This window comes from Cytobacillus sp. (assembly GCF_964223445.1).
Lineage (GTDB): Bacteria > Bacillota > Bacilli > Bacillales > Cytobacillaceae > Cytobacillus.
The window spans coordinates 15,399-38,417 of sequence record NZ_CAXQGS010000147.1; the positions used below are offsets into that span (position 1 = coordinate 15,399).

Consider the following 23,019-nt stretch of genomic DNA (forward strand, 5'->3'; position numbering starts at 1 on the left):
GGGTCGGGGGTGGGCAAGGCGCTTGCGCTTTTCGTGTTTCTAAGGAGCTTTAGGGATGAAGGAAATTGAAATGAAGGTAAAAGGAGAAATTAAACGTCTGACAAACCAGACTTTTAAATTCGATGAACGTGTAAGAGATGGCTGGTTTTCAGCGGTATACTTCCTTAAGACAAGAGAGATTGTTAAGAAATATCATGAAGATAAAATCGTAACCATGCAGTTTTTCCAAAAGAATCATGCCGTTCTATGCGGTACGGATGAGGTCATTGCACTATTAAAAACATTTGCGGACCGCCCGGATGATCTGGAAATCCATTCATTAAAAGACGGTGATAAGATTTCACCCTTTGAAACAGTTTTGACCATTAGAGGAAGATATCAGGATTTCGGATATCTCGAAGGAATAATTGACGGCATTTTGGCCAGAAGAACTTCAGTTGCCACGAATGTATATAATGTGGTAAAAGCAGCAGGTGTTTCTGGTGTTCAAAAGCAGGTCATCTTTATGGGGGACCGGGATGATCATTATATCACCCAGGCAGGAGATGGCTATGCAGCCTTTATTGGGGGTGCAACAGCCCAGGCAACGCATGCCATGAATGAATGGTGGGGTAAAAAGGGCATGGGAACAATGCCGCATGCATTGATCCAAATGTTCGAGGGAGATATTGTTGCGGCTACGAAGGCTTATCAGGAGACGTTTCCTGAAGATGAATTAGTTGCTCTGGTAGACTACAATAATGATGCCATCACCGATTCACTGAAAGTGGCAAGAACCTTTGGCGAAGAGCTTAAAGGTGTCCGGGTTGACACATCAAGAACAATGATTGATCAATATTTCTTAAGAAATCAGCATTTGCTGGGAACGTTTGACCCGCGCGGGGTCAATGCAGAACTGATTTTTGCACTGAGGAAAGCGCTGGATGATGAAGGGTTCGGACATGTGAAGATTGTGGTGAGCGGCGGTTTTACTGAATCCCGAATCCGCGAATTTGAAGAACAGGGTGTTCCGGTTGATACCTATGGAATTGGAAGCAGTCTGCTGAAGATCACCACAGGGTTCACTGGAGATAATGTATTGATTGACGGCAAGCATGCAGCTAAGGCAGGACGCCGTTATCGTCCCAACCCCCGCCTTGAAAAGGTGGAATAACAGAACGCTATTTACAAGAAAGTAAGGAGCATCCAAAATGGATATGGACGGCTCAATTATGGATTTACATTCTTTTCGTAAAGCTAAACAACTCCAGGGAGAGAAAAATGCTCTGCGTTTATACACATTAAGCAGGGATTATACGGAACGGACGGCTAATATCAGAGAGAAAGTCCGCGCAAAGCATTTATTTCGGAAAACGCTCGGTCTTGATCCTGAAGCGGCTTTTTTGCCTATTCAGCAGGCGGTTTTCCAGGATTGGTTTCTCTTTGATTATAAAACCATTCAAGGCTCAACTATGTTTAGTCAGTTCTTAAAAAACAATTCCCGGGAGCTTTCAGAATCAGATCTCATTCAGGGGGCTCTCTTTTTGACATCAGTCATGGAACCCATCAGGATTATAGAAGTATGTCAAAAGGTAATTTCCGCCTCCCGTGCAGAAGATAACACTCCTTTTCTTTTAAGTCAGAACGGGGTGTTCCGGCCGGAACTGTCAAAAGGGTGGTATTTGATCAGAAGAATACCAATCCAGATGTATGATCTTCCTATTGGACCATTTATCTCTATTCAAAGTTATGAAGCAGTTAACCGTTTAACGGAGGCCTTTTCGAAGTCAAAATTAGAAGTTCCTGACCTTACGTGGAGAGCCTTCCTGAAATCTAATGTTTTATTTTTTATTTCTGGGGAATAAATAGCTGGCAATACGTTACATAGTTTTTAGATTCGATTAATGATATAATGATTCAATACATTAACGTGTAAGTAAATAAAAGTGACAGCGGAAAAGCTTAACAGCACAGTCATGGGAGCATGTCTTCTAAGGAGATATGCGCAAAACTAGATATATGTCATATACTGTTTTACAGATATACGATGGTTGGAGGTTCTTTATATGACTATTTACCATTTCGTAGGTATTAAGGGGTCTGGAATGAGTGCATTGGCACAAGTTCTGCATGATATGAATTATCAGGTTCAAGGCTCCGATTTTGAGAAACACTTTTTTACTCAGGTGGCACTTGAAAAATCCGGAATAAAGATCCTTCCCTTTCAAAAGGAAAACATACAGCCGGGCATGACGGTAATAGCCGGGAATGCATATCCGGACACTCATGAAGAGATTGAGGAAGCAATGAAGCTTGGCTTGCCTGTTGTGCGTTATCATCGCTTTTTAGGTGATTTCATGAAGAATTTCACGAGCATTGCAGTGACGGGAGCTCATGGGAAAACTTCCACTACAGGCTTGCTTGCGCACGTAATGAGAGGCGCAAAACCAACTTCATTCCTTATTGGAGACGGTACGGGCAAAGGGGACAAGGAAGCGGAATATTTTGTTTTTGAAGCTTGTGAATACAGAAGGCATTTCCTTTCTTACTACCCTGATTATGCAATAATGACAAATATTGATTTTGACCACCCTGATTACTTTGCCAACGTTGACGATGTTTTTTCTGCTTTTCAGGAAATGTCATGGCAAGTGAATAAGGGGATTTTCGCATGCGGCGATGACGAGCAGCTGCAAAAAATCCAGGCTAAAGTGCCCGTGGTATTCTATGGTTTTGGAGAAGATAATGATTTTCAGGCACGCAATGTAGTTAAAACAACAGAAGGAACAACATTTGATGTGTTTGTCCGCAACACCTTCTATGAGACTTTCTCTATTCCAGCGTATGGAGATCATAATGTTTTGAACTCTTTAGCTGTTATCGCTCTATGTCATTATGAAGAGATCGATGCGAAGATTGTCCAGGAACAGCTTCTTTCCTTTGAAGGGGTGAAAAGAAGATTTTCAGAGAAGAAAGTGGGATCTCAGGTAATTATTGATGATTATGCCCACCATCCGACAGAAATTAAGGCGACTGTAGAAGCTGCCAGACAAAAGTATCCTGAAAAGGATGTGGTCGCAGTTTTCCAGCCGCATACATTTACAAGGACTCAGGCCTTTCTTGATGATTTTGCATCAAGTCTCAATTTGGCTGACAAAGTGTATCTATGCGAAATCTTTGGCTCTGCCCGTGAAAATCATGGAAAACTCACGATTGATGACTTAAAGGCCAAAATTCCCAATGCACAAATTCTAAATGAAGAAGAAACGGCTGTACTAAGGAATCATGAAGATAGCGTAATTATGTTTATGGGAGCCGGGGATATCCAAAAATTCCAGCAGGCTTACGAAAACCAAATATAATTCAAAAAAAGGATGCCCCGCTAAGGAAGCATCCTTTTTATATATAATTTTGAACGTTGATAACTGTCTAGCTCCAGGCGCCATTTACTCTCTGGTCTAGCCGATGGCGCCCTTCCGTTTTTCTTATTACTTTAAATTCTCAGGATTTAATGCTTCAAGTTCACTAATGACAAATCGCCCGTCTTTACGGATTAATACCTCATCAAAGTAAATTTCACCGCCTCCATAGTCAGGGCGCTGGATGTTGACCATATCCCAATGAATATTGGATTTATTGCCATTATAGGCTTCGTCATAGCATTGTCCAGGTGTGAAGTGGAAGCTTCCGTCAATTTTTTCATCGAACAGAATATCCTGCATCGGATGAAGAATGTAAGGGTTAACTCCGATAGCGAATTCACCTATATAGCGCGCACCCTCATCTGTATCAAAGATTTTATTGATGCGTTCGCTGTCATTGGCTTCCGCTTCAACAATTTTCCCGTCTTTGAATGTCAGTTTTACATTTTCAAATGTAAAACCATGGTATGGAGAAGGAGTGTTATAGGTGATGACGCCGTTGACAGACTCCCGTACAGGAGCCGTATAGACCTCTCCATCAGGGATATTCATTTGACCGGAGCATTTGATTGCCGGAATATCCTTAATCGAGAAGGACAAATCTGTACCGGGGCCGGTTATTCTGACTTTATCGGTTGCGTTCATTAATTCCACAAGGCTGTCCATTGCTTTGTCCATTTTGCCGTAATCCAAATTGCAGACATCAAAATAGAAATCTTCAAATGCCTCTGTGCTCATTTTAGCCAGCTGGGCCATGGAAGCATTTGGATAACGCAAAACCACCCATTTCGTTTTTGGCACGCGGATTTCTCTATGTACTTTTTGTCCGATGGTTGATCCATGAATTTTCATTTTATCATCCGGCACATCAGCCTGCTCGTTGATGTTGTCTCCGGAGCGCAGTCCTATGTATGCATCCATTTTGCTCATAACATTTGCTTCAAACTCAGCCATTATATTGAATTGCTCTTCTTGTGCCCCTAAAAGCAGGGAACGATCAACCTGATGATCTTTTAAAGAAACAAACGGGTATCCTCCAGCTGCATAGGATTCCTTAACAAGCGCGGTCACTAATTCCTTTTGCAGTCCGAAGTTTTCAATAAGGATCTTCTCGCCCTTCTGAAGCCGGATTGAATAGTTAATCAAATTTTTTGCCAGTTTTGCAATACGGGGATCTTTCATGGATAAATACCTCCAGTAAATTTATTTTTCCGACAACTATTATTGTACCCGAAATGAGAGGTTTTGTTTAACCTTTTCCAATTGTGCTAAAATTTACTTTAACTGATGAAAATACCTGTTAGAGAAGGAATTTGGACTTCACAAGTGGAATCTATTAATGTACTCCTGGTTTAGAGGAAGTGCATCTGGGTAAAAAGTTAGTATACAGACAACCGGAGGTGTAGGAATTGGAAATTATTTTATACTTAAGTGTAGCAGTCATTGCTATAGCATTTCTTGTTTTGGTCATTTATCTGGCGAAAACGTTAAAATCCTTACAAGGGACATTAGATAACGTATCACACACATTGGCAGGCCTAGAAAGGCAATTAGACGGCGTCACAAAGGAAACAACTGTCCTGCTGCATAAAACCAATACACTGGCTACAGACATTCAGCAGAAATCAGAGAACCTGAACAGTGTCGTAACTGCGGTAAAAGAAGTTGGTGACTCTGTCCGCAAATTTAATGGATCCATTCAGAAAATCACATCTTCTGTAAACACACAGCTTGAACAGAATAAAGATAAAATCTCACAGGTGGTACAGTGGAGCAATGTTCTCCTTGAAATCAAAGATAAGTGGAAAATGAGAAAAGAAGACCCTTATCAGTACAATGTCAGCGAGAAACAAATGCTCCCGCCTGAACGCCAGAGAGAAAGAGCAAGATACTAGATTAAAAGGAGGAAAAAAGAGAATGAATAGCCAAGACCGTACTCAATTTGATTCAAATCAGCCCAAAACCGATGAAAATATTAATACGAAAGATTTTATGATCGGTGCCTTAATCGGAGGCATGGTTGGCGCAGCTGCCGCTCTGTTTCTGGCTCCTAAATCAGGCAAGGAGCTTCAGAGCGATTTAAGCGAAAAGGCTGCTTTATTAAAAGAAAAGTCAGGACAGTACCGTGAAACAGCTATGACAAAAGGTACCGAACTGGCTAATGCTGCCAAAGAAAAAACAAATGTGCTGACTCAAACGGTAACAAAGCAATCCAATGAACTTGTTAATAAAGTAAAAAGCTTGAAAGACGCTCAAAATGGACAAGCTGCTGCAAGTGGTGCAGCTGAAGAAAATGGAGAGGCCATCAATGACGAGACATTCCAGGCAGAAGGGAACGCACCAGTAAATGATGCGGAAATCCAAATGAAGCTGGAAGAGACGAAAAAAGCTTTTGACGAAACCGAGCAAAAGTATAATTAATTTTATTTGTTTAAACAACGGTGAAGTGGTACGATTACTTCACCGTTATTTAATTTAATGAGCGAGGCTTTGCCTGGCTTAGTTGGGGAGGCAAGAAAATGAAAAAATTTGATAGCCATGAAGCATTTGATCAAGCAGTAGAATCAGGAGAACAGCTGCTGGTTTTAAAACACAGTTCCACTTGCCCGGTGAGCGGAGCAGCCTATGAAGAATATGACAGCTTTGTGAAAGAGCATCAGGATATAAATGCTTATTACTTAGTTGTTCAGGATGATCGTCCTTTGTCTAATCATATTGCAGAAGCTTTTCATATCAAACATGAGTCTCCTCAGGCCATTCTGTTTAATAATGGAGATGTTGCCTGGCATGCATCACATTGGAAGATTACATATGATTCCCTGGTGAATGCTGTGAAGGAAAACAGATAAAACCCATCCAATCGGATGGGTTTTTGCTATATATAATTTACATTTGAATTTTTATTTATGGCAGGCCACAGGATTTTGAGGTGATCACCAGGCTCTACAGGTTCATGAAAAGATGTCTTTTCCCCATTTTTTAAGAGAATGAAGTTTCCGGAAGATGTTGCAGGCATATCTACACTAACATGGCTGAATACATCCTGAAAAATAAATGGAGACATTGGTTTTTTCACGAGTGCAATTGCATCTCCAGCATGAATGGGATCATCTTCGTTGAGGATAGTACCTTCTCTCTTAAATTCAAGTATTGCCCTGGACAGCTCTAATTTTTTTCCGTTAAACATAACCGGGATCCTCTGCTGAAGTGCCAGCTGCTTAATATCTGCTAATTCTTTTACTGTTAGTTTGCTTCTTTTTTCAATTTGCAGATTGTCACCATCGTCTACTATGCTGAGACAATTCGCCTCAAGGCCGTTTTTAAAAAGCTTTCCGGTATGGCGTGGAAGAAATGTCTCTTTTTCATTAATGCTTATTCGGAAAGGCGTAAGCTCGTTTAATAAATCTTTTAGGTTTAAAATTCTTAATATTTCTTCAGATGTTTCCGGAACCCTGCACTCCACTTTATCCCGATCCGCAATGATCTGCTCAAGCGAGGCAGCTTTTTCATTACAGGTAATAGCAGGCTGGATTGTGTACCGCTTTCCGTTAATAGTAATGGACTTTTCCGGAACTTCATCAATCAAATCCTTTATGCGTACTTCAGCAGGCAATCCGTCACGTCCTTTTGAAACAGTAATGTTATCGCCTGATTTGATTTCTTCATCTAAAGCACTTGTAATGCTGTTGCGTTTGATGACTGGAGCTTCTCCATGGCTTCCCGGAATCGTAATGTTTTGCCCATTTAGATTGACAATCATGGCGAGCCCGGGCTTCCCGTAAAGCTTATTCATTTTAATGCCAGCTGCCAGGAGACAATCCCCAACTGTCAGATTTTTGACCTCGAATAGCCTGACAGGATGATCGTTAACGTAAACTGTGCAATATTGGACCGGAGCCCTTTTAGCTGCGATTGCTATTCCTACTGGGGTGACAAGTTCGGGGCCGCCGTCTGTGGATTCCGGTAAATTCAGCCCGCTTATGGCATCAATTCCCCTAATTGCGACTCTGTTCGCCGGAAGGCCCAATCTTTGCGCAATCCTTTCAGCAAGCCCAGGTGTTAAGCTCCCGCCGCCTACCAGCATGACGGCTTTTGGTGGTCTATTATTCAGCTGCAGGATTTCATCGCAAATGGAATTTGTCAAACGTTCGAGTGCAGGAGAAATTTTTTCAATTGTCTCTTCCCTGCTGACTTCTGTCTGGAAGCCGAGAATATCCGTGACAGAGATTGTATCCGATAAATGCAAATCTCTCTTTGCCTTTTCGGCTAAAGGGAAGTCCAGCAGGAACTGGTCACTGATTGCTTCAGTAATCTCATCGCCTGCTACAGGCACCATTCCATAAGCTGTAACAGTGCCCATATCTGTAATGGCAATATCGGATGTTCCGGCACCGATATCAACAAGAGCAACATTCAGCCTTCTCATTGAAGGAGGAATCAGCACATTAATAGCTGCGATTGGCTCAAGTGTCAAAGCCTCCATTTCCAGGCCTGCCCTTTGAAGAGCTGAGATTAGTGACTCCACTACAATCTTGGGCAGGAAAGTAGCAATGATTTCAACGGATGCTTCATCACCCTGCTGATCAATCAGACTGCCGATTTCTTCTCCATCAAGACGATAGTATAAAACGGAATATCCAACACAATAGTAATAATAGCTTTTTTCAGTCTCATGCTTTTCTGCAGACATTGCCTGTGCCTGCTGAACCGCACTTAATTCCAGGTGAAGTATATCCTGCTTTTGCATCATCGGTTTTCCTTTAATGCTGATCGCTGTTTCGGATCTTTCTGTTTTTAAAGCCCTGCCTGCCGCTGCAACACACACCTTTATTAATGGGCCGTGTTTTGCTTCTAGTTCATTTCTGATTTCTGATATGATTTTTGAAACAGCCAGAATATCATGGATCTGTCCGTCGAGCATGGCCCTTTCTGCATGCTCCTTAATCACGATATCTTTCACATGATATTGGCCGCCATTCTCTTCGAGAATAATTCCGACCACCGTACGGGTTCCGATATCCAGTGCAAAAAGCTTTTTTTGTTCGTCCAAAGCAATACACCTTCTTTGAAATATGTCATAGAATGTTTAAATAATGCCTTGAAATCGCTTTATCACTTAAAAGCGTTTAATTAATAAAGAAATTTTTCGTGACATGTCTGAATAATTCATATATAATAACCCTAATTATAAAAAATGTATCACATATCCAGAGGCCGTAAAAGAGAAAGATGGAAATGTTTAATGCTGTGCGCATTTTGATGCGTGCTATGTGCATACATCCTGAAACCAACACGGCTTAAATTCAGATTCGAAAGGAAGGGACAGGAAATGAGCAATAAAGAGCTAGATAAACTTCGTGATCGAGTGGATGAGCTGAATCTCCAGCTTTTATCTTTGATCAATGAAAGAGCAGAACTTGTTCAGGAAATCGGAAGAGTAAAGGAAACACAAGGGGTTTATCGTTATGATCCTGTCCGGGAACGCAAGATGCTGGACTTGATAAAAGAGCATAATGACGGTCCTTTTGAAAATTCAACAATTGAGCATATGTTCAAGGAAATTTTTAAAGCAGGTCTTGAACTTCAAAAAGATGATCATAGAAAGGCGCTTCTTGTTTCACGCAAAAAGAAGCCTGAAAATACGATTGTAGACTTAAAGGGTGAAAAAGTAGGGGATGGCAATCCTCATCTTGTTTTTGGCCCTTGCGCAGTTGAATCTTATGAGCAGGTGGCAACTGTTGCTGAAGCTGTAAAAGCAAAAGGACTTAAGCTCCTTCGCGGAGGCGCATATAAACCAAGAACATCACCGTATGATTTCCAGGGTCTTGGCCTTGAAGGTTTAAAAATCTTAAAAAGAGTGGCAGATGAATACGATCTGGCAGTTATTTCTGAAATCGTAAGCCCTAATGATATTGAAACGGCTGTAAATTATATTGATGTCATTCAAATCGGGGCAAGAAACATGCAAAACTTCGAGCTATTAAAAGCAGCGGGGGCTGTAAACAAACCAGTTCTTTTAAAGCGCGGGATTGCAGCTACAATTGAAGAATTCATCAATGCAGCGGAATATATCATGTCCCAGGGGAATGGACAGATTATTCTATGTGAGCGCGGAATCCGCACATACGAACGTGCTACACGCAATACATTGGACATTTCGGCTGTGCCTATTCTTAAGCAGGAAACACATTTGCCAGTACTGGTTGACGTTACGCATTCAACAGGCCGCAGAGATTTGCTTCTTCCAGCAGCAAAAGCTGCGCTGGCAATCGGCGCAGATGGTGTAATGGCAGAAGTTCATCCAGACCCGGCCGTTGCCCTATCAGATTCAGCGCAGCAAATGGACTTGAATCAATTTGATCAATTTATGGCTGAACTTCAATCTTCAGCATTGCTGAAAGTGTAGCCATCTAAATATGGAGAGCCTTCTGCTGGTAGCAGGAGGCTCTTTACTTTGCATTTAAAGTGGAAATTTAAGTTTTTTTCAAAAATACAAGCCTTGACATTGCGGCAATTCCTGGACTGTCGTATGATTAAATACATAATTGTACATGTGTAACCACTCACAAATTAGGATAAAAAATGAGTAGGTTACGTCGTGTTGCTGTAAAATATAAAGTAATTGAAGCGACCGCTATTTAAAGAAGGAGTGTAAGTAATGAATGTAACAATATACGATGTAGCAAGAGAAGCGAATGTATCAATGGCAACGGTTTCTCGTGTTGTAAATGGCAACCCGAATGTTAAGCCTGCAACAAGAAAAAAAGTAATGGAAGTAATTGACCGGCTTGGGTACCGCCCCAACGCGGTTGCAAGAGGATTGGCAAGCAAAAAAACGACGACAGTCGGTGTAATCATTCCCGATATCTCCAGCACCTTTTTTGCAGAACTGGCAAGGGGCATAGAGGATATTGCGACAATGTATAAATACAATATCATTCTCAGCAACTCCGACCAAAATATTGAAAAAGAACTGCACTTGCTCAATACTATGCTCGGGAAACAGGTGGATGGAATAGTCTTCATGGGCGGCAATATTACCTCCGAGCATGTTGAAGAGTTTGAAAAGTCACCGGTTCCGATCGTACTGGCTGGCTCTATTGAGGAAACAGGCAAAATCCCATCTGTAAATATTAATTATGAACAGGCAGCATTTGATGTGACTAAGTCATTTATTGAAAAAGGCCATAAAGATGCAGCTATCGTGGTGGGACCTCTCCGCGAGCCGATTAATCAGGAAAAAAAGCTTGCAGGCTATAAGCGGGCTTTGGAAGAAGCTGAGGTGGCCTTCCGCGATGAATTGGTGGTTGAAGGAGATTATACTTACGATTCAGGTATAGAAGCCTTTGAAAAGCTGCTTGAGGCAGATCCGCGTCCAACAGCTATTTTTGCAGGATCTGATGAAATGGCATTGGGAATTGTCCACGGGGCGGAGGATAAAGGGTATAATATCCCGAAAGACTTTGAGGTCATCAGCTCTGACAATACAAGATTGGCATTAATGGTCCGTCCTCAGCTGACATCAGTCGTTCAGCCATTGTATGATATTGGTGCAGTTGCCATGAGATTGCTTACGAAACTTATGAATAAAGAATCAGTCGATGAGCAAATTGTTGTACTCCCTCACCGAATTGAAGAACGAAGCTCAACAAAGTAATGGATTTGCCGATATAACAGAAAAGCGGAAGCTCCTCGACCAGCCCCGACCAGCGCTGGAGGTCCAGAAGTTGAAGTCGTTCTTTGACTTCAGCATCTGGACCGAAGTGACTAGAGGGGCTAGGCGCTGCAGCTGGAAAAAGGGAAGAAAGAGAAGCGCCTTAATATGAAAGGCGTTTCTTTCTGTCAATTTTAACTATCTTACCTGTTTTCGAGGACATAAATAAACCATTAGACAAAGGGAATTCGCAATGGATCAGGGAGAGAGAGTATGAGAAAGTTCGATATTTTAACACCGGCAGGGTTAATGGTGGGCCTGGCTATGCTGATTTTTGGCATCATGTGGAATGGAGGAGCAGATGGGTTTTTATCCTTTGTTGACCCTTCTTCAATTCTTATTGTTTTAGGCGGTTTAATAGCCGGGCTGCTTGTAAGTTTTCCTTTAAAAGATATCAGGCATATGGCTACCGTTTTTAAGCAGGTTTTTTCCAGTGAAGAACAAAGCGTTGGCGAGCTGATTGGAATTTTTGTCAAACTCTCTGAGCGTGCCCGGCGTGAAGGGCTGTTATCGCTTGAGGCTGAAATCGAGAAGGTGGAAGATCCTTTTATTCGGAAAGGCATGTATCTGGCTGTGGATGGTATAGAGCCAGATGTCATTACTGACATTCTGAATGCCGAAATTATGGCGATGGAAGAGAGGCACAGAAAAGGGAGGAGCATCCTCGAAAGAGCCGGTGAGTATGCTCCGGCATGGGGAATGATAGGAACCCTGATTGGGCTGGTACTGATGCTGAAAAATTTAAATGACCCCTCCACTCTTGGACCTAATATGGCCATTGCCTTATTAACTACCTTATATGGCTCTCTGCTGGCAAATCTAATTTTTCTGCCGATGGCATCTAAGCTGGCATTAAAGACAGAGAAGGAAGTATTTTTGAAGGAGATTATTATTGAAGGGGTCATCGGTATCCAATCCGGGCAAAATCCCAAAATTTTAGAGCAGAAGCTAAGCGCCTTTTTGTCCTCGGAGGAACGGAGAGAGCTTGAGAGAGAAGTAAACGCGGGGGAGGCGCTGGATTATGAGGCATAGGCGAAGGTCTCCTGAGCCTCCTAAAGGTGCCCCAAGATGGATGGTAACTTTTTCAGATCTCGTCACACTAATATTGGTCTTTTTTATCCTGCTGTTTTCAATGTCACAGATCGATTTAATGAAATTTCAGGCGATATCCGACTCTTTTCGGGACAGGCAGGTGCTTGATTTCCAGCCATCCATCATTCCAGCGGATAACCAGGAGAAAAGGGAAGAAATTACCGAAAAAGATGGAAGCGGGCAATCAGATTCACTTGATGAGCTTCTGATGGAAATTCAGTCGTTTCTGGATAAGAATGGCTTAGAAAAAGTTATTGTGGCAAACAGAACGGAACGGGGTGTCGTTCTGGTCCTGCAGGAACAGGTTTTATTCGAATCAGGGGATGCGAGTCTGATAGACAGCTCATACTCCTTCCTGGATAAAGTAGGAACCCTTTTAGCAAACATGCCCAACCTTGTGAAGGTGGAAGGACATACTGATGACCGGCCCATAACTACTTACAGATATCCATCCAATTGGGAGTTATCTGCTGCCCGGGCAAGTACTGTAATCAGATATCTAACAGAAAAGCATAATCTTGACAGTCATAGGTTTATGGCTGTCGGATACGGGGAAACGCGGCCTATCGTCCCTAATTCCGGACCGGAGAATTGGGAGAAAAACAGGCGCGTTGAAATCATTATTTCTGATCCGAAATTTAATGAAGATAAAAATATTCCTAATGGGTAACAGGTCTGGCTATAGCCAGACCTGTTTATTTCAATGTGCAGAAATGAAAAACGGCCGGTAAAATGTCCGCGGCCGCTTTTTTTATAATGATTCTGTCATTGATGTGTTCCGGATCGGATAAAGGACTTTGTCCACTGTCCGGGCATTTTTTTCAGTTATTTCGCTCTTGCGGGGGATAGGCTTATATAAATCAGCTGGATCATCCCATTCCAGGGGAAGAGGGACAAGTGCGTGTTCTTTCCACTTATTTATCCATTCCTCCGGTATATTGCCGTAACAATTAGAGTTTTCAGTCATTTCAAGCCATATCATGGCCCATGCCCGGGGAACAACCCTCCAAATATCATAACCTCCGCCTCCGACGGCAATCCACTTCCCATCACAATATTCATGGGCAATTTCATGGGCCAGTTTCGGAATTTCCCTATAAATCTTTATAGTAGATGACAAATGGGTAAGAGGATCAAGATAATGTGCATCAGCCCCATTTTGCGTCAGAATCACATCCGGCTTGAAAAATTCCGCAACCTCCCGAAAAGCTGTACGGTATGCGTGAAGCCAAGAATCGTCTTCAGTAAATGCATCCACGGGAATATTGAAAGAGAATCCATATCCTTTTCCTTGTCCTCGTTCATTTACATTTCCGGTTCCGGGGAAAAGATATCTGCCTGTTTCATGAATCGATAAAGTGCATACATCCGGGTCATCATAAAATGACCATTGAACGCCATCACCATGATGGGCATCTGTATCCACATACAGAATACGAGCTTTATACTTTTCCTGTATATACTTTATGGCGACGGAGCTATCGTTGTAGATGCAAAAACCAGATGCTTTTCCACGAAAACCGTGGTGAAGGCCGCCGCCAAGGTGAAGTGCGTGCTTAGCACGTCCGCTCATGACTGCATCAACGGCTGCCAGGGTGCCTCCTACTAAAAGAGAGCTCGCTTCGTGCATATTTGGAAAAATAGGTGTGTCTTCTGTTCCAAGACCATAGTTTTCGCCGATATCCTCAGGAAGGTGTCCCCGGCCGGCAAGCTTAACAGCATTCACATAATTAGGATCATGTATCAAGTGAAGCTCTTCATCGGAAGCCTGGCGCGGGGGAATAATATGACATTCCTGGATGGCATTTATATTTTTGAGCAAATCGAGTGTCAGTTTCAGCCTTATCTGATTAAAAGGATGATTTTTGCTGAATTTGTAGTTCAGCAGGTCTTCCGAATAAACAAATACTGAATCATGTGTCATAGTGAAATCCCCGGCAGGCTGGGCCATAAAACATGGTGGCCTGCTTTTTTCAAATCTTCAACTACAAGCGCAGGGTTCATTATCTGTACCCTTATCACTAGTATTTTGTATTTATCATCCGTTTTGTCAGGGTAAACAAGGACACTCTGAATATTTGCTTTTCTATTGCAGATGATTTCAGCGATTTCAAACAGCATGCCCGCCCTGTTTGGCACCTTTACTTCAATCTGGGATCCTGGCTGATGAGCTCCCGTCAATTGAACTAACGTATGAAGCAAATCGGTCTCTGTGACAATTCCAACCAGCTTATTATCGTTTAATATTGGCAGGCAGCCAATCCGCTGTTCATAAAAAACCGCAGCAATTTCTTCGGCAAAATCAAGAGGATGTCCGGTGATGATATTTGTTTTCATAATCATTTTTAATGGTCTCTGCAGATCTTCCTTAAATAGTTCTGTATGAAAAATAGAAGGTGTGGCATCACGAATGTCCCTATCTGTTACAAGTCCCTGCAATCTGCCCGCTTCATCTGTTATCGGCAAATGCCGTATTCTTTTTTCATTCATAATTCTTATGGCGTCGGCAATGGTGTCTTCCTTTGACAAGGCCGTGACATCCGTTTTCATAATTTCTTCAACAATCACTTTAATTGCCTCCTTATGAAATATATGGAGATCATTCATGCCGGAAAAATAGTCTGAATACAGGCATGAATTATGTATTGACGCTATTAATAAGATTTAATACATAAAGCGATTCATAAAGCGCAAGCGGTCAAATTGCTGTACTGAGTCCTGCTCCACTCTTTTTCCGATGCGGGCCATCAGGCAATTTGCAGGATGAGAACTGATTTCAGGGTCATCTGTGGCATACCATTCAAGACCGCCTGCATTCATCATCTTTTCCATGACTTTCCGATATTCCCATACATTCAGGCCAGTTCCTTTTAAATCCCAATGCCAATAATATTCAGTTGTTATAATAATATAGTCTTCCATTGCGTCATCCATCATGGATACTTTCAGCAGGTTCTTGCCTGTCCCTGAACCTCGGAAAGCAGGGATCACTTCTATTGCACCCAATTCTATTAAATTATCCATTTTCCCTTCAGACCAGCGCTCAAGAGGGTCTGGATACAAGTAAGTAACATAGCCGACAATGGTATGCCTGTCACGGGCCACTATAATCCTTCCCTCCGGCAACCCCGCAATTTCAACGAGGGCTTTATGCTGCTGAGCCGGAGGCCTGAAAGCAACAAGATCTTTATGAAACTCATAATCTGCCAACTTTTCAGGTGAAATTGGCCCCTCAATGATTAATTTTCCATTGGCTGTTTTTAATTCTTTTGCATTATACGTTTTTTTATGTTCCATTTATTCACCGCCCAATAGACATGATCAATGTAATTTCTATTATACATAAAAACACGGATGATAAAGCGCTTTCACATAATTTTCTGTGTAATTTAAAAAAGTTTGTGACAATTTATTATTTGGTTCATAAGTAATTTTTTTTAACTCTAAAATTTTAAAAATTGAGAAAATATAATGTTTATACTATAATAATATCAAATCTTAAATAAGGGGGATAACAATATATGAAAGTGGAAGCGCTGCCAGTAACACAAGGGGACTTCAATTTAAAAAGCTATGACGAGCTTTATGAAGATTTTAACTGGGCTGATGCGGAAAAAGAATTTTCCTGGAAAGAAACCGGCCGCATGAATATGGCTTATGAGGCTATTGACCGTCATGCGGAATCCTTCAGAAAAAATAAGGTTGCCCTTTATTATCGTGATGGACAGAGAAATGAGAAATATACATTCAAAGAAATGAAGGAACTATCCAATAAAGCGGGAAATGCATTAAATGCATATGGGGATGTAGAGAAAGGAGACCGAGTTTTCATCTTTATGCCTCGCTCTCCTGAACTCTATTTTGCCGTATTGGGAGCTATTAAGCTCGGAGCCATTGTGGGTCCTCTGTTTGAAGCCTTTATGGAAGGAGCAGTCCGTGACAGGCTTGATGACAGTGAAGCTAAAGTTCTGATTACAACACCTGAGCTTTTGGAACGTGTGCCTGTTGACCAGCTGCCAGCCTTAAAGCATGTTTTCCTTGTTGGGGAAAATATTGAGGAAACAGGCCCCTATGTGGACTTTAATAAAAGAATGGCTGAATCGAGCAGAAAGCTTCCAATTGAATGGGTTGACGGAAAAGATGGCCTTATTTTGCATTATACTTCCGGTTCTACAGGCAAGCCAAAGGGAGTTCTGCATGTACATAATGCAATGGTTCAGCATTATCAGACAGCCAAATGGGTGCTGGACTTAAAAGAAGAAGATGTTTATTGGTGCACTGCTGATCCGGGCTGGGTAACCGGTACTTCATATGGTATTTTCGGCCCGTGGCTGACAGGTACTTCGAACCTCATTGTCGGGGGCAGATTCAATCCGGAGACTTGGTATAAAATGATTGAGGAGTATGGCGTTTCGGTTTGGTATAGTGCTCCGACCGCTTTCCGCATGCTGATGGGCGCGGGCGATGAAGTTGTGAAAAAGTTTGATTTAAGCTCCCTTCGGCATGTCCTCAGTGTCGGGGAACCGCTAAATCCTGAAGTAGTCAGATGGGGCATGAAAGTATTCAATATGCGCATCCATGATACATGGTGGATGACAGAAACAGGTGCACAGCTCATCTGCAACTATCCTTGCCTGGAAATTAAGCCGGGATCCATGGGTAAGCCGATTCCGGGTGTTAAAGTAGCCATTGTCGATGATCAGGGAAATGAGCTGCCGCCAAACCGCATGGGTAACCTTGCGATTAAAAAAGGCTGGCCTTCCATGATGAATGCCATCTGGAATAACGAGCAAAAATATGAATCTTATTTTATGCCAGGTGACTGGTATGTTTCGGGAGATTCGGCATATATGGATGAAGATGGATATTTCTGGTTCCAGGGTCGTGTAGATGATGTGATCATGACATCTGGCGAACGTGTAGGTCCGTTTGAAGTAGAGAGCAAGCTGATCGAACATCCAGCTGTTGCAGAAGCTGGAGTTATTGGCAAGCCGGATCCTGTCCGCGGTGAAATAATAAAGGCATTTGTTGCTTTACGAGATGGACATGAACCTTCTGAAGAACTTGTGGAAGAAATCCGCCAATTCGTAAAGAAAGGCCTTGCTGCCCACGCTGCCCCGCGTGAAATTGAATTCCGCGACAAACTTCCAAAAACCAGAAGCGGCAAAATTATGCGCCGGGTGCTTAAAGCATGGGAACTGGACCTGCCAACTGGCGATTTGTCTACAATGGAAGATTAATAGAGGAGACCGCTGCATTAATGAGCAGCGGTCTTTGTTATTGTTTCAAGGTTGTTTGTTATAAACCTTTTGATAAAAATGTTTAACAAATTATCCAGAATATATTCTTGGCATTGTTATTTCTATAAATAAAAAGCAGAATTCCAGCCCCTGTTTGGGCGACTCGAATTCTGCTTTTTTTAATTAGTTTCTTCACCATCACCAGGTTCTGATGGCTTTTCAGCATCAGGCTTTTCCTCGGCTGGAGGTGGATCTTTTGGTTTCTCTTCTTTCGGCTTCGGCTTTTCCACTTTTGGCTTCTCTTCCTTCGGTTTTTCTTCTTCCGTTTTTTTGCCGATTTCCACTACATTGGAAGGAGCCGACTCTCTGCCGGCAATGTCAACGGCTGTTACATGGATCGAGCCGCTTCCAGCCTTAAAGCTAAGGGAGGAACCTGCTTTTATTGTCCCAACTTTTTTGCCGCCGTTATAGACGCGGTATCCAATTACATCATTTTCAGGATGTGCACCCCAGGTAATAGTTTCGCCTGAAGCTTTTATGCCTGGGGATGCAGGTGCTTTACCGTTATCTTTGAGCTGGTCAGCACTGGTCAGTATGCTCTTCCAGCGTTCTTTATTCGGAATAAGGTCGCTTGGATTCGCCTTAATTCCGAAGAGCTTTTCGATATAATCCGGATTCACAACCAATCCCGGTTCTGTAAATTCTTCAGGAGTTGAATCAAGTGCCATATATTTCTTGTTGCCGATCCTGACAAGTTTTCCATTGCCCAGGCTATCATCCGCCTTTGTAGGAACAAACTTTGCATTAAATAAGTCTGTTTCAACAAGGCCGGCTCTTGAGCAGGCTTCAGAAGGAAGCAGGCCTGAAATGGCACAGAATGAACGCCTTACGATTCCGCCCGGCATTTTAAAGCTTTCACTCGGGTCAACAAGATCAGGTGCGACGTCATATGCTGCATTCATCAAATCCGCCCAGAGATAGTTATTGCGCAAACTATAGCTTAGCGGACCAGGGGCTTTCAATGATTTAGGCGTATCATATCCTGACCAGATGCCGAAAGTGACATTCGGGTTGGATGCCACGAACCATGCATCTATGAATTCAGTACCAGTACCGGTTTTCCCTGCCCAGTCGGAACTGAACTTCAATCTGCTCTTAATCGATGTAGCAGTTCCGCTGTTAATAACGTCTCTCATCATATCGATTGTAAGGTACGCTGTCTGCGGACTAAATACATCAACTGGCTCGGATTTATTCTGGAATATAGTGTTCCCGTCTTTATCTGTGATTTTTTCGATCATATAGGCGTCAATAAACTTCCCGCCGTTGGCAAATGTAGTAAAGGCGTTCGTATTTTCTTCAACCGTTACCCCATATTCCAAAGAACCAATGGATGTAGATAAGTTTGTATAGTCAGGGCCGATCAATGAGGTAAAGCCCATTTTTTCCAGATAAGAGGCAGGCCGCTGTCCGACTATATCCTTATAGAGCTTTACAGCCGGGACATTGTATGAATGCTTGAGAGCATGTCTTGCTGAAACCAGCCCGCTATAGGTATTCGTATAGTTCTTTGGCCAAGGTCTATTTAGTCCTGGACTTAGGTATAGCGGCACATCAGGCAGAATGGTGCCGGGCGCTGCTTTTCCAAGTTCCATTGCAGGAGCATAGACTAAGAGCGGCTTCATGGTTGAACCATTTTGCCTTAGAGCGCTTGTAGCATGATTCAGCTGTTCACGTTTGTGATCGCGTCCGCCGACAAAGCTGATGATTTTACCGGTTTTATTTTCAATCAAAATGGCTCCAACCTCTACGGGCTCCATGATTTGCTTATTTTCACCGGTTTCTGGGTCCTTAACCGTCTCAGGTTTGTCTGGCCCATAATAAGGATAGTTATTCTTAACCTGCTGCATTTTATCATAAATATCTTTGTTGATCGTCGTATGGATCTGGAAGCCATTCTGGCGGATCGTCCGGTCTGCAAGGGACCTGTATTCCTCTCGGAGCTCGTCATCCTCTTTTAAGTCCTGCTCTTCGTATCCATCATTTTTTGCGAGAATCTTAGTCATGATGTTTACTGCACGTTCTTCAATTTCATACGTTAAATATGGATATTTTTCCAAAGGGCTTTCTGAAGGCGTAGTGAAATCCTTAGTCAGGTCGTAAGCCAAGGCTTCCTCGTATTGCTTCTGGTCAATTTTTCCGTCGTCATACATTCTTTTAAGAACGGTTTTCATCCTGGAGAAACCTGGTTCCAGATTCTCTTTGACCGTTCCCTCCCTTGTAAAAGGAGTGTAGCCGAATGGACTCTGCGGCAGCCCTGCTATAAATGCGGCCTGAGGCAAAGTTAATTCTTTTGCACTCACCCCAAAAATGCCTTTGGCAGCTGCTTCAACTCCGGCGATATTACGTCCGGATGCATTTCTTCCAAAGGTGGATACATTCAGGTAGGCTTCCAGTATCTCTTTCTTATCAAAGAATTTCTCCAGTCGCAAAGCAAGCAGGATTTCTTTTGCTTTCCGCTCGAAAGAAACCTCATTCGTTAAGATTTGGTTCTTTATCAGCTGCTGTGTAAGTGTACTTCCGCCGGATTGAACAGATGAATTGGTTACTTCCTGGAACAGTGCGCGCATAATCGCTTTTGGCACCACTCCGTCATGTTCGTAAAAATATTCATCTTCAGTAGCCACAACTGCGTTAATTAAGTGCTCGGAAACATCATCAAGCTTAACTTCCTCACGTTCAAGGTCTGTTCTCAGCTTTCCTAAGTATACGTTATTTGCAAAGTATATTTGTGATGTCTCTTCATAGTCGTAAATATCTTTTTTCATGCTGGCATAGGATCGGATGGGTTCATCCTTTACCAGCGACGCGAAATAACCAGCTCCAAGTCCTCCAGCGAATGCACCGCCAATGACAGCCAGTATGATAAAAAGCAAAGTAAGATTCCAGATAACCTGGTACGTTATACTCGCTCCTTTAGCTGCTTTCTTATTTCCGAAAAGGCCCGGAGTTTGCCTCAATTTATCAAATAATATCTGAAACTTTTCTTTCATCATATCAATCCCCCTAAAATCACATCTATTATAGCATATTGCGACATAGTAATATGACAAGGTTCGTCATTTATCTGAAATTTCCTTTTTTTGCACAGGCATTTGACATTTGGCTGATATTTATGATAAAAATGTTTTATCTAAGACGTGTAAATATTTTTACAGGCATTGATGGGAACCCAGTAATGCTTCTATCCCTGTTTCAGAAAGCCGGCGTTCGCTGCGAGCCGGTACAAATAGAAGGATGAAATACTCCCCTGAGCTTTCACTGTCAACCTGCACAGCAGTTATAGCAGTGGACGGATTATCCGTTATTCTGAAAGAGTGGAGGACAGCTGTCCTCAATTTGGGTGGTACCGCGCAAAAATGATCATGCGTCCCTGCATATTTGCAGGGGCGTTTTTTGTTTGGGTGATAACCTGTTGATGCCTTGAAAATAGCCGTTAATTAGGAGGAGTTAAGATGAGTTTACTTGAAGATTTGCAATGGAGAGGAATTGTTTACCAACAGACAGATGAAGAGGGCATTGAGAACACTCTTGGAAAAGAAGCAATCTCTTTATACTGCGGTGTAGACCCAACAGCTGACAGCATGCATATCGGGCATCTGCTGCCGTTTTTGACTTTAAGGCGCTTTCAAAAAGAAGGCCATCGTCCAATCGTTCTTGTTGGCGGAGCCACTGGCCTCATTGGAGATCCAAGCGGTAAAAGCGAAGAGCGGAAGCTGCAGACGCTGGAAACTGTACAGCATAATGTGGATTGTATTAAGAACCAGCTTAAAAGGATTTTTGATTTTGATAGTGAAAATGGTGCAATCATGGTTAACAACTATGATTGGGCAGGCTCCATGGATATCGTTACTTTCCTGCGTGATTACGGGAAACATGTCGGAGTCAATTACATGCTCGCTAAAGACACCATTTCTTCCAGACTGGAAACGGGAATATCCTTTACTGAATTCACTTACACCATCCTGCAGGCAATGGATTTCCTTCATTTATATGAGAATCATAACTGCAAAATGCAGATTGGCGGCAGCGACCAATGGGGGAATATCACAACCGGCCTTGAGCTCATCCGCAAAATGGCGCCTGAAGGGTCCAAGGCATATGGTCTGACCATCCCTCTGGTTACGAAAGCGGATGGAACTAAATTCGGCAAAACGGAAAGCGGAGCAATCTGGCTTGATCCAGAGAAAACATCTCCATATGAATTTTACCAGTTCTGGATTAACACAGCAGATGCGGATGTAATCAAATACCTTAAGTTCTTTACATTCTTATCCCGTGAAGAAATTGAAGGTCTTGAAAATTCTGTTCAGGAAGAACCGCATCTCCGCAAAGCCCAAAAAGCACTTGCTGAAGAAATGACACGCCTGATCCATGGGAATGAAGCATTGGAACAGGCTATTAAGATTACAGCAGCGTTATTCAGCGGAGAAATTAAAAACCTTTCGGCTACGGAGATCAAACAAGGCTTTAAGGATGTTCCATCCTATGAGCATTCAGAAGGCGGAGAATTGGGGATCGTTGATTTGCTTGTTGCTGCCAAAATCTCCCCATCCAAACGCCAGGCACGTGAAGATGTGACGAATGGCGCTGTTTCTGTAAATGGCGAACGAATAACGGAGCTTGACTACACTCTTTCTGATAAGGACAAGATTGAAGGCCAGTTTACTGTCATTCGCCGCGGAAAGAAGAAATATTTCTTAATTAAATACTAACTTAAAAGCCCTCCTGTGAAGGAGGGCTTTTGGGTAATCAGTAATTTCCGGATAATAAAAAAACTGCCGAAATGCATCGGCAGTTTAAAATTATTAACGAGAGTAGAATTCAACGATTAGAGATTCGTTGATTTCAGCTGGAAGTTCAGAACGCTCAGGCATGCGAGTGAAAGTTCCTTCTAGCTTGTCTGCATCGAAAGATACGAAGTCAGGTACGTAGTTGTTAACTTCGATTGCTTCTTTAACGATGTCAAGGCTGCGAGATTTTTCGCGAAGTGTAATTGTTTGACCAGGTGCTACGCGGTATGATGGAATATCAACGCGAGATCCATCAACCATGATATGACCATGGTTAACTAGCTGACGAGCTTGACGGCGAGTGCGTGCAAGACCTAAACGGTAAACCACGTTATCAAGGCGTGATTCAAGAAGAATCATGAAGTTTTCACCGTGCTTACCAGGCATTTTGCCAGCTTTATCAAATAAATTGCGGAATTGACGCTCATTTACTCCGTACATATGACGAAGCTTTTGCTTCTCCTGCAATTGTAATCCGTATTCAGATAATTTTTTGCGCTGGTTTGGACCATGTTGTCCAGGAGCGTAAGGACGCTTTTCTAATTCTTTACCAGTTCCGCTTAGAGAGATTCCAAGACGACGGGATAATTTCCAGCTTGGACCAGTATAACGAGCCATTTAAGACTCCTCCTTTTGTGTTTTTATTTGGGTAAAATAAAAACAGAAACAGATGCGCACAACAATCATGTCCATTTTGTTTTAGATCGGAAGAGCACACG

19 protein-coding genes and 1 other annotated feature are annotated in these 23,019 nt (G+C 42.5%); of the genes, 12 read left to right on the forward strand and 7 right to left on the reverse strand.

Annotated features, from left to right (window positions below):
• Window positions 1–55: 55 nt before the first annotated feature.
• From ACEQ1T_RS25355 to murC, 3 genes are all read left to right on the forward strand, one after another.
• On the forward strand, window positions 56–1,153 hold the full coding sequence (locus ACEQ1T_RS25355) for a nicotinate phosphoribosyltransferase (RefSeq protein ID WP_370225334.1): 1,098 nt from the start codon (window positions 56–58) through the stop codon (window positions 1,151–1,153).
• Between the two features lie 37 nt (window positions 1,154–1,190).
• Window positions 1,191–1,844 (forward strand): hypothetical protein, encoded by a 654-nt coding sequence (locus ACEQ1T_RS25360; protein ID WP_206839169.1) that lies wholly within the window; start codon window positions 1,191–1,193, stop codon window positions 1,842–1,844.
• Window positions 1,845–2,045: 201 nt separating this feature from the next.
• The gene (gene murC, locus ACEQ1T_RS25365) at window positions 2,046–3,341 is read left to right on the forward strand and encodes a UDP-N-acetylmuramate--L-alanine ligase (protein ID WP_206839168.1); all 1,296 of its coding nucleotides are present in this window, start codon (window positions 2,046–2,048) and stop codon (window positions 3,339–3,341) included.
• 126 nt (window positions 3,342–3,467) lie between these two features.
• Here murC and ACEQ1T_RS25370 read toward each other — a convergent pair whose 3' ends face one another.
• Entirely contained in the window at window positions 3,468–4,583 is a 1,116-nt protein-coding gene (locus ACEQ1T_RS25370; protein WP_206839166.1) for an aminopeptidase, read from the reverse strand.
• A 227-nt stretch (window positions 4,584–4,810) separates the two neighbouring features.
• Between ACEQ1T_RS25370 and ACEQ1T_RS25375 the strand changes: the two genes are divergently transcribed.
• The 3 genes from ACEQ1T_RS25375 to ytxJ all read left to right on the forward strand — a co-directional run bounded on the left by ACEQ1T_RS25375 (window position 4,811) and on the right by ytxJ (window position 6,250).
• Entirely contained in the window at window positions 4,811–5,296 is a 486-nt protein-coding gene (locus ACEQ1T_RS25375) for a DUF948 domain-containing protein (RefSeq protein ID WP_206839165.1), read from the forward strand.
• Between the two features lie 22 nt (window positions 5,297–5,318).
• The gene (locus ACEQ1T_RS25380) at window positions 5,319–5,822 is read left to right on the forward strand and encodes a YtxH domain-containing protein (RefSeq protein WP_206839164.1); all 504 of its coding nucleotides are present in this window, start codon (window positions 5,319–5,321) and stop codon (window positions 5,820–5,822) included.
• Between the two features lie 98 nt (window positions 5,823–5,920).
• Window positions 5,921–6,250 carry a bacillithiol system redox-active protein YtxJ gene (ytxJ, locus tag ACEQ1T_RS25385; RefSeq protein ID WP_370225335.1) on the forward strand — a complete coding sequence of 110 codons (330 nt, stop codon included), beginning with the start codon at window positions 5,921–5,923 and terminating at the stop codon, window positions 6,248–6,250.
• 26 nt (window positions 6,251–6,276) lie between these two features.
• On the opposite strand, the gene pilM is transcribed toward ytxJ, so the two are convergent.
• Complete coding sequence (pilM, locus tag ACEQ1T_RS25390) at window positions 6,277–8,451, reverse strand: pilus assembly protein PilM (protein ID WP_370225337.1); 2,175 nt, start codon at window positions 8,449–8,451, stop codon at window positions 6,277–6,279.
• 279 nt (window positions 8,452–8,730) lie between these two features.
• Here pilM and ACEQ1T_RS25395 point away from each other — a divergent pair, with 279 nt between their 5' ends.
• The 4 genes from ACEQ1T_RS25395 (at window position 8,731) to motS (ending at window position 12,877) form a co-directional block, all read left to right on the forward strand.
• A complete protein-coding gene (locus tag ACEQ1T_RS25395) occupies window positions 8,731–9,807 on the forward strand; it encodes a bifunctional 3-deoxy-7-phosphoheptulonate synthase/chorismate mutase (RefSeq protein ID WP_009333327.1) in 1,077 nt (358 codons plus the stop codon).
• 252 nt (window positions 9,808–10,059) lie between these two features.
• Window positions 10,060–11,058 (forward strand): catabolite control protein A, encoded by a 999-nt coding sequence (ccpA, locus tag ACEQ1T_RS25400; RefSeq protein WP_009333326.1) that lies wholly within the window; start codon window positions 10,060–10,062, stop codon window positions 11,056–11,058.
• Between the two features lie 270 nt (window positions 11,059–11,328).
• On the forward strand, window positions 11,329–12,147 hold the full coding sequence (gene motP / locus ACEQ1T_RS25405) for a flagellar motor protein MotP (protein ID WP_206839161.1): 819 nt from the start codon (window positions 11,329–11,331) through the stop codon (window positions 12,145–12,147).
• Window positions 12,137–12,877 (forward strand): flagellar motor protein MotS, encoded by a 741-nt coding sequence (motS, locus tag ACEQ1T_RS25410; RefSeq protein ID WP_370225338.1) that lies wholly within the window; start codon window positions 12,137–12,139, stop codon window positions 12,875–12,877. Before motP ends, motS begins: the two co-directional genes overlap by 11 nt.
• An 81-nt stretch (window positions 12,878–12,958) precedes the next feature.
• Here the strand turns inward: motS and ACEQ1T_RS25415 are convergent, their stop codons facing one another.
• The 3 genes from ACEQ1T_RS25415 to ACEQ1T_RS25425 form a co-directional block, all read right to left on the reverse strand.
• A complete protein-coding gene (locus ACEQ1T_RS25415) occupies window positions 12,959–14,131 on the reverse strand; it encodes an acetoin utilization protein AcuC (RefSeq protein ID WP_206839158.1) in 1,173 nt (390 codons plus the stop codon).
• Window positions 14,128–14,775: an acetoin utilization AcuB family protein gene (locus tag ACEQ1T_RS25420; RefSeq protein ID WP_206839156.1), complete on the reverse strand. Its 648-nt coding sequence runs from the start codon at window positions 14,773–14,775 to the stop codon at window positions 14,128–14,130. The genes ACEQ1T_RS25415 and ACEQ1T_RS25420 overlap by 4 nt, the downstream gene beginning before the upstream one ends.
• Before the next feature lie 96 nt (window positions 14,776–14,871).
• On the reverse strand, window positions 14,872–15,504 hold the full coding sequence (locus ACEQ1T_RS25425) for a GNAT family N-acetyltransferase (protein WP_206839154.1): 633 nt from the start codon (window positions 15,502–15,504) through the stop codon (window positions 14,872–14,874).
• A 224-nt stretch (window positions 15,505–15,728) separates the two neighbouring features.
• On the opposite strand from ACEQ1T_RS25425, the gene acsA reads away from it, so the two are divergent.
• Entirely contained in the window at window positions 15,729–17,447 is a 1,719-nt protein-coding gene (gene acsA, locus ACEQ1T_RS25430) for an acetate--CoA ligase (protein ID WP_370225340.1), read from the forward strand.
• Window positions 17,448–17,626: 179 nt separating this feature from the next.
• Here the strand turns inward: acsA and ACEQ1T_RS25435 are convergent, their stop codons facing one another.
• Window positions 17,627–20,503, reverse strand: a complete 2,877-nt coding sequence (locus tag ACEQ1T_RS25435) for a transglycosylase domain-containing protein (protein ID WP_206839150.1) — start codon at window positions 20,501–20,503, stop codon at window positions 17,627–17,629.
• 156 nt (window positions 20,504–20,659) lie between these two features.
• Window positions 20,660–20,885, forward strand: a binding site (T-box leader).
• Between the two features lie 77 nt (window positions 20,886–20,962).
• Here ACEQ1T_RS25435 and tyrS point away from each other — a divergent pair.
• Window positions 20,963–22,222 carry a tyrosine--tRNA ligase gene (tyrS, locus tag ACEQ1T_RS25440; RefSeq protein WP_206839149.1) on the forward strand — a complete coding sequence of 420 codons (1,260 nt, stop codon included), beginning with the start codon at window positions 20,963–20,965 and terminating at the stop codon, window positions 22,220–22,222.
• Window positions 22,223–22,315: 93 nt separating this feature from the next.
• Here the strand turns inward: tyrS and rpsD are convergent, their stop codons facing one another.
• Window positions 22,316–22,918, reverse strand: a complete 603-nt coding sequence (rpsD, locus tag ACEQ1T_RS25445) for a 30S ribosomal protein S4 (protein ID WP_206839147.1) — start codon at window positions 22,916–22,918, stop codon at window positions 22,316–22,318.
• Window positions 22,919–23,019 lie beyond the last annotated feature (101 nt).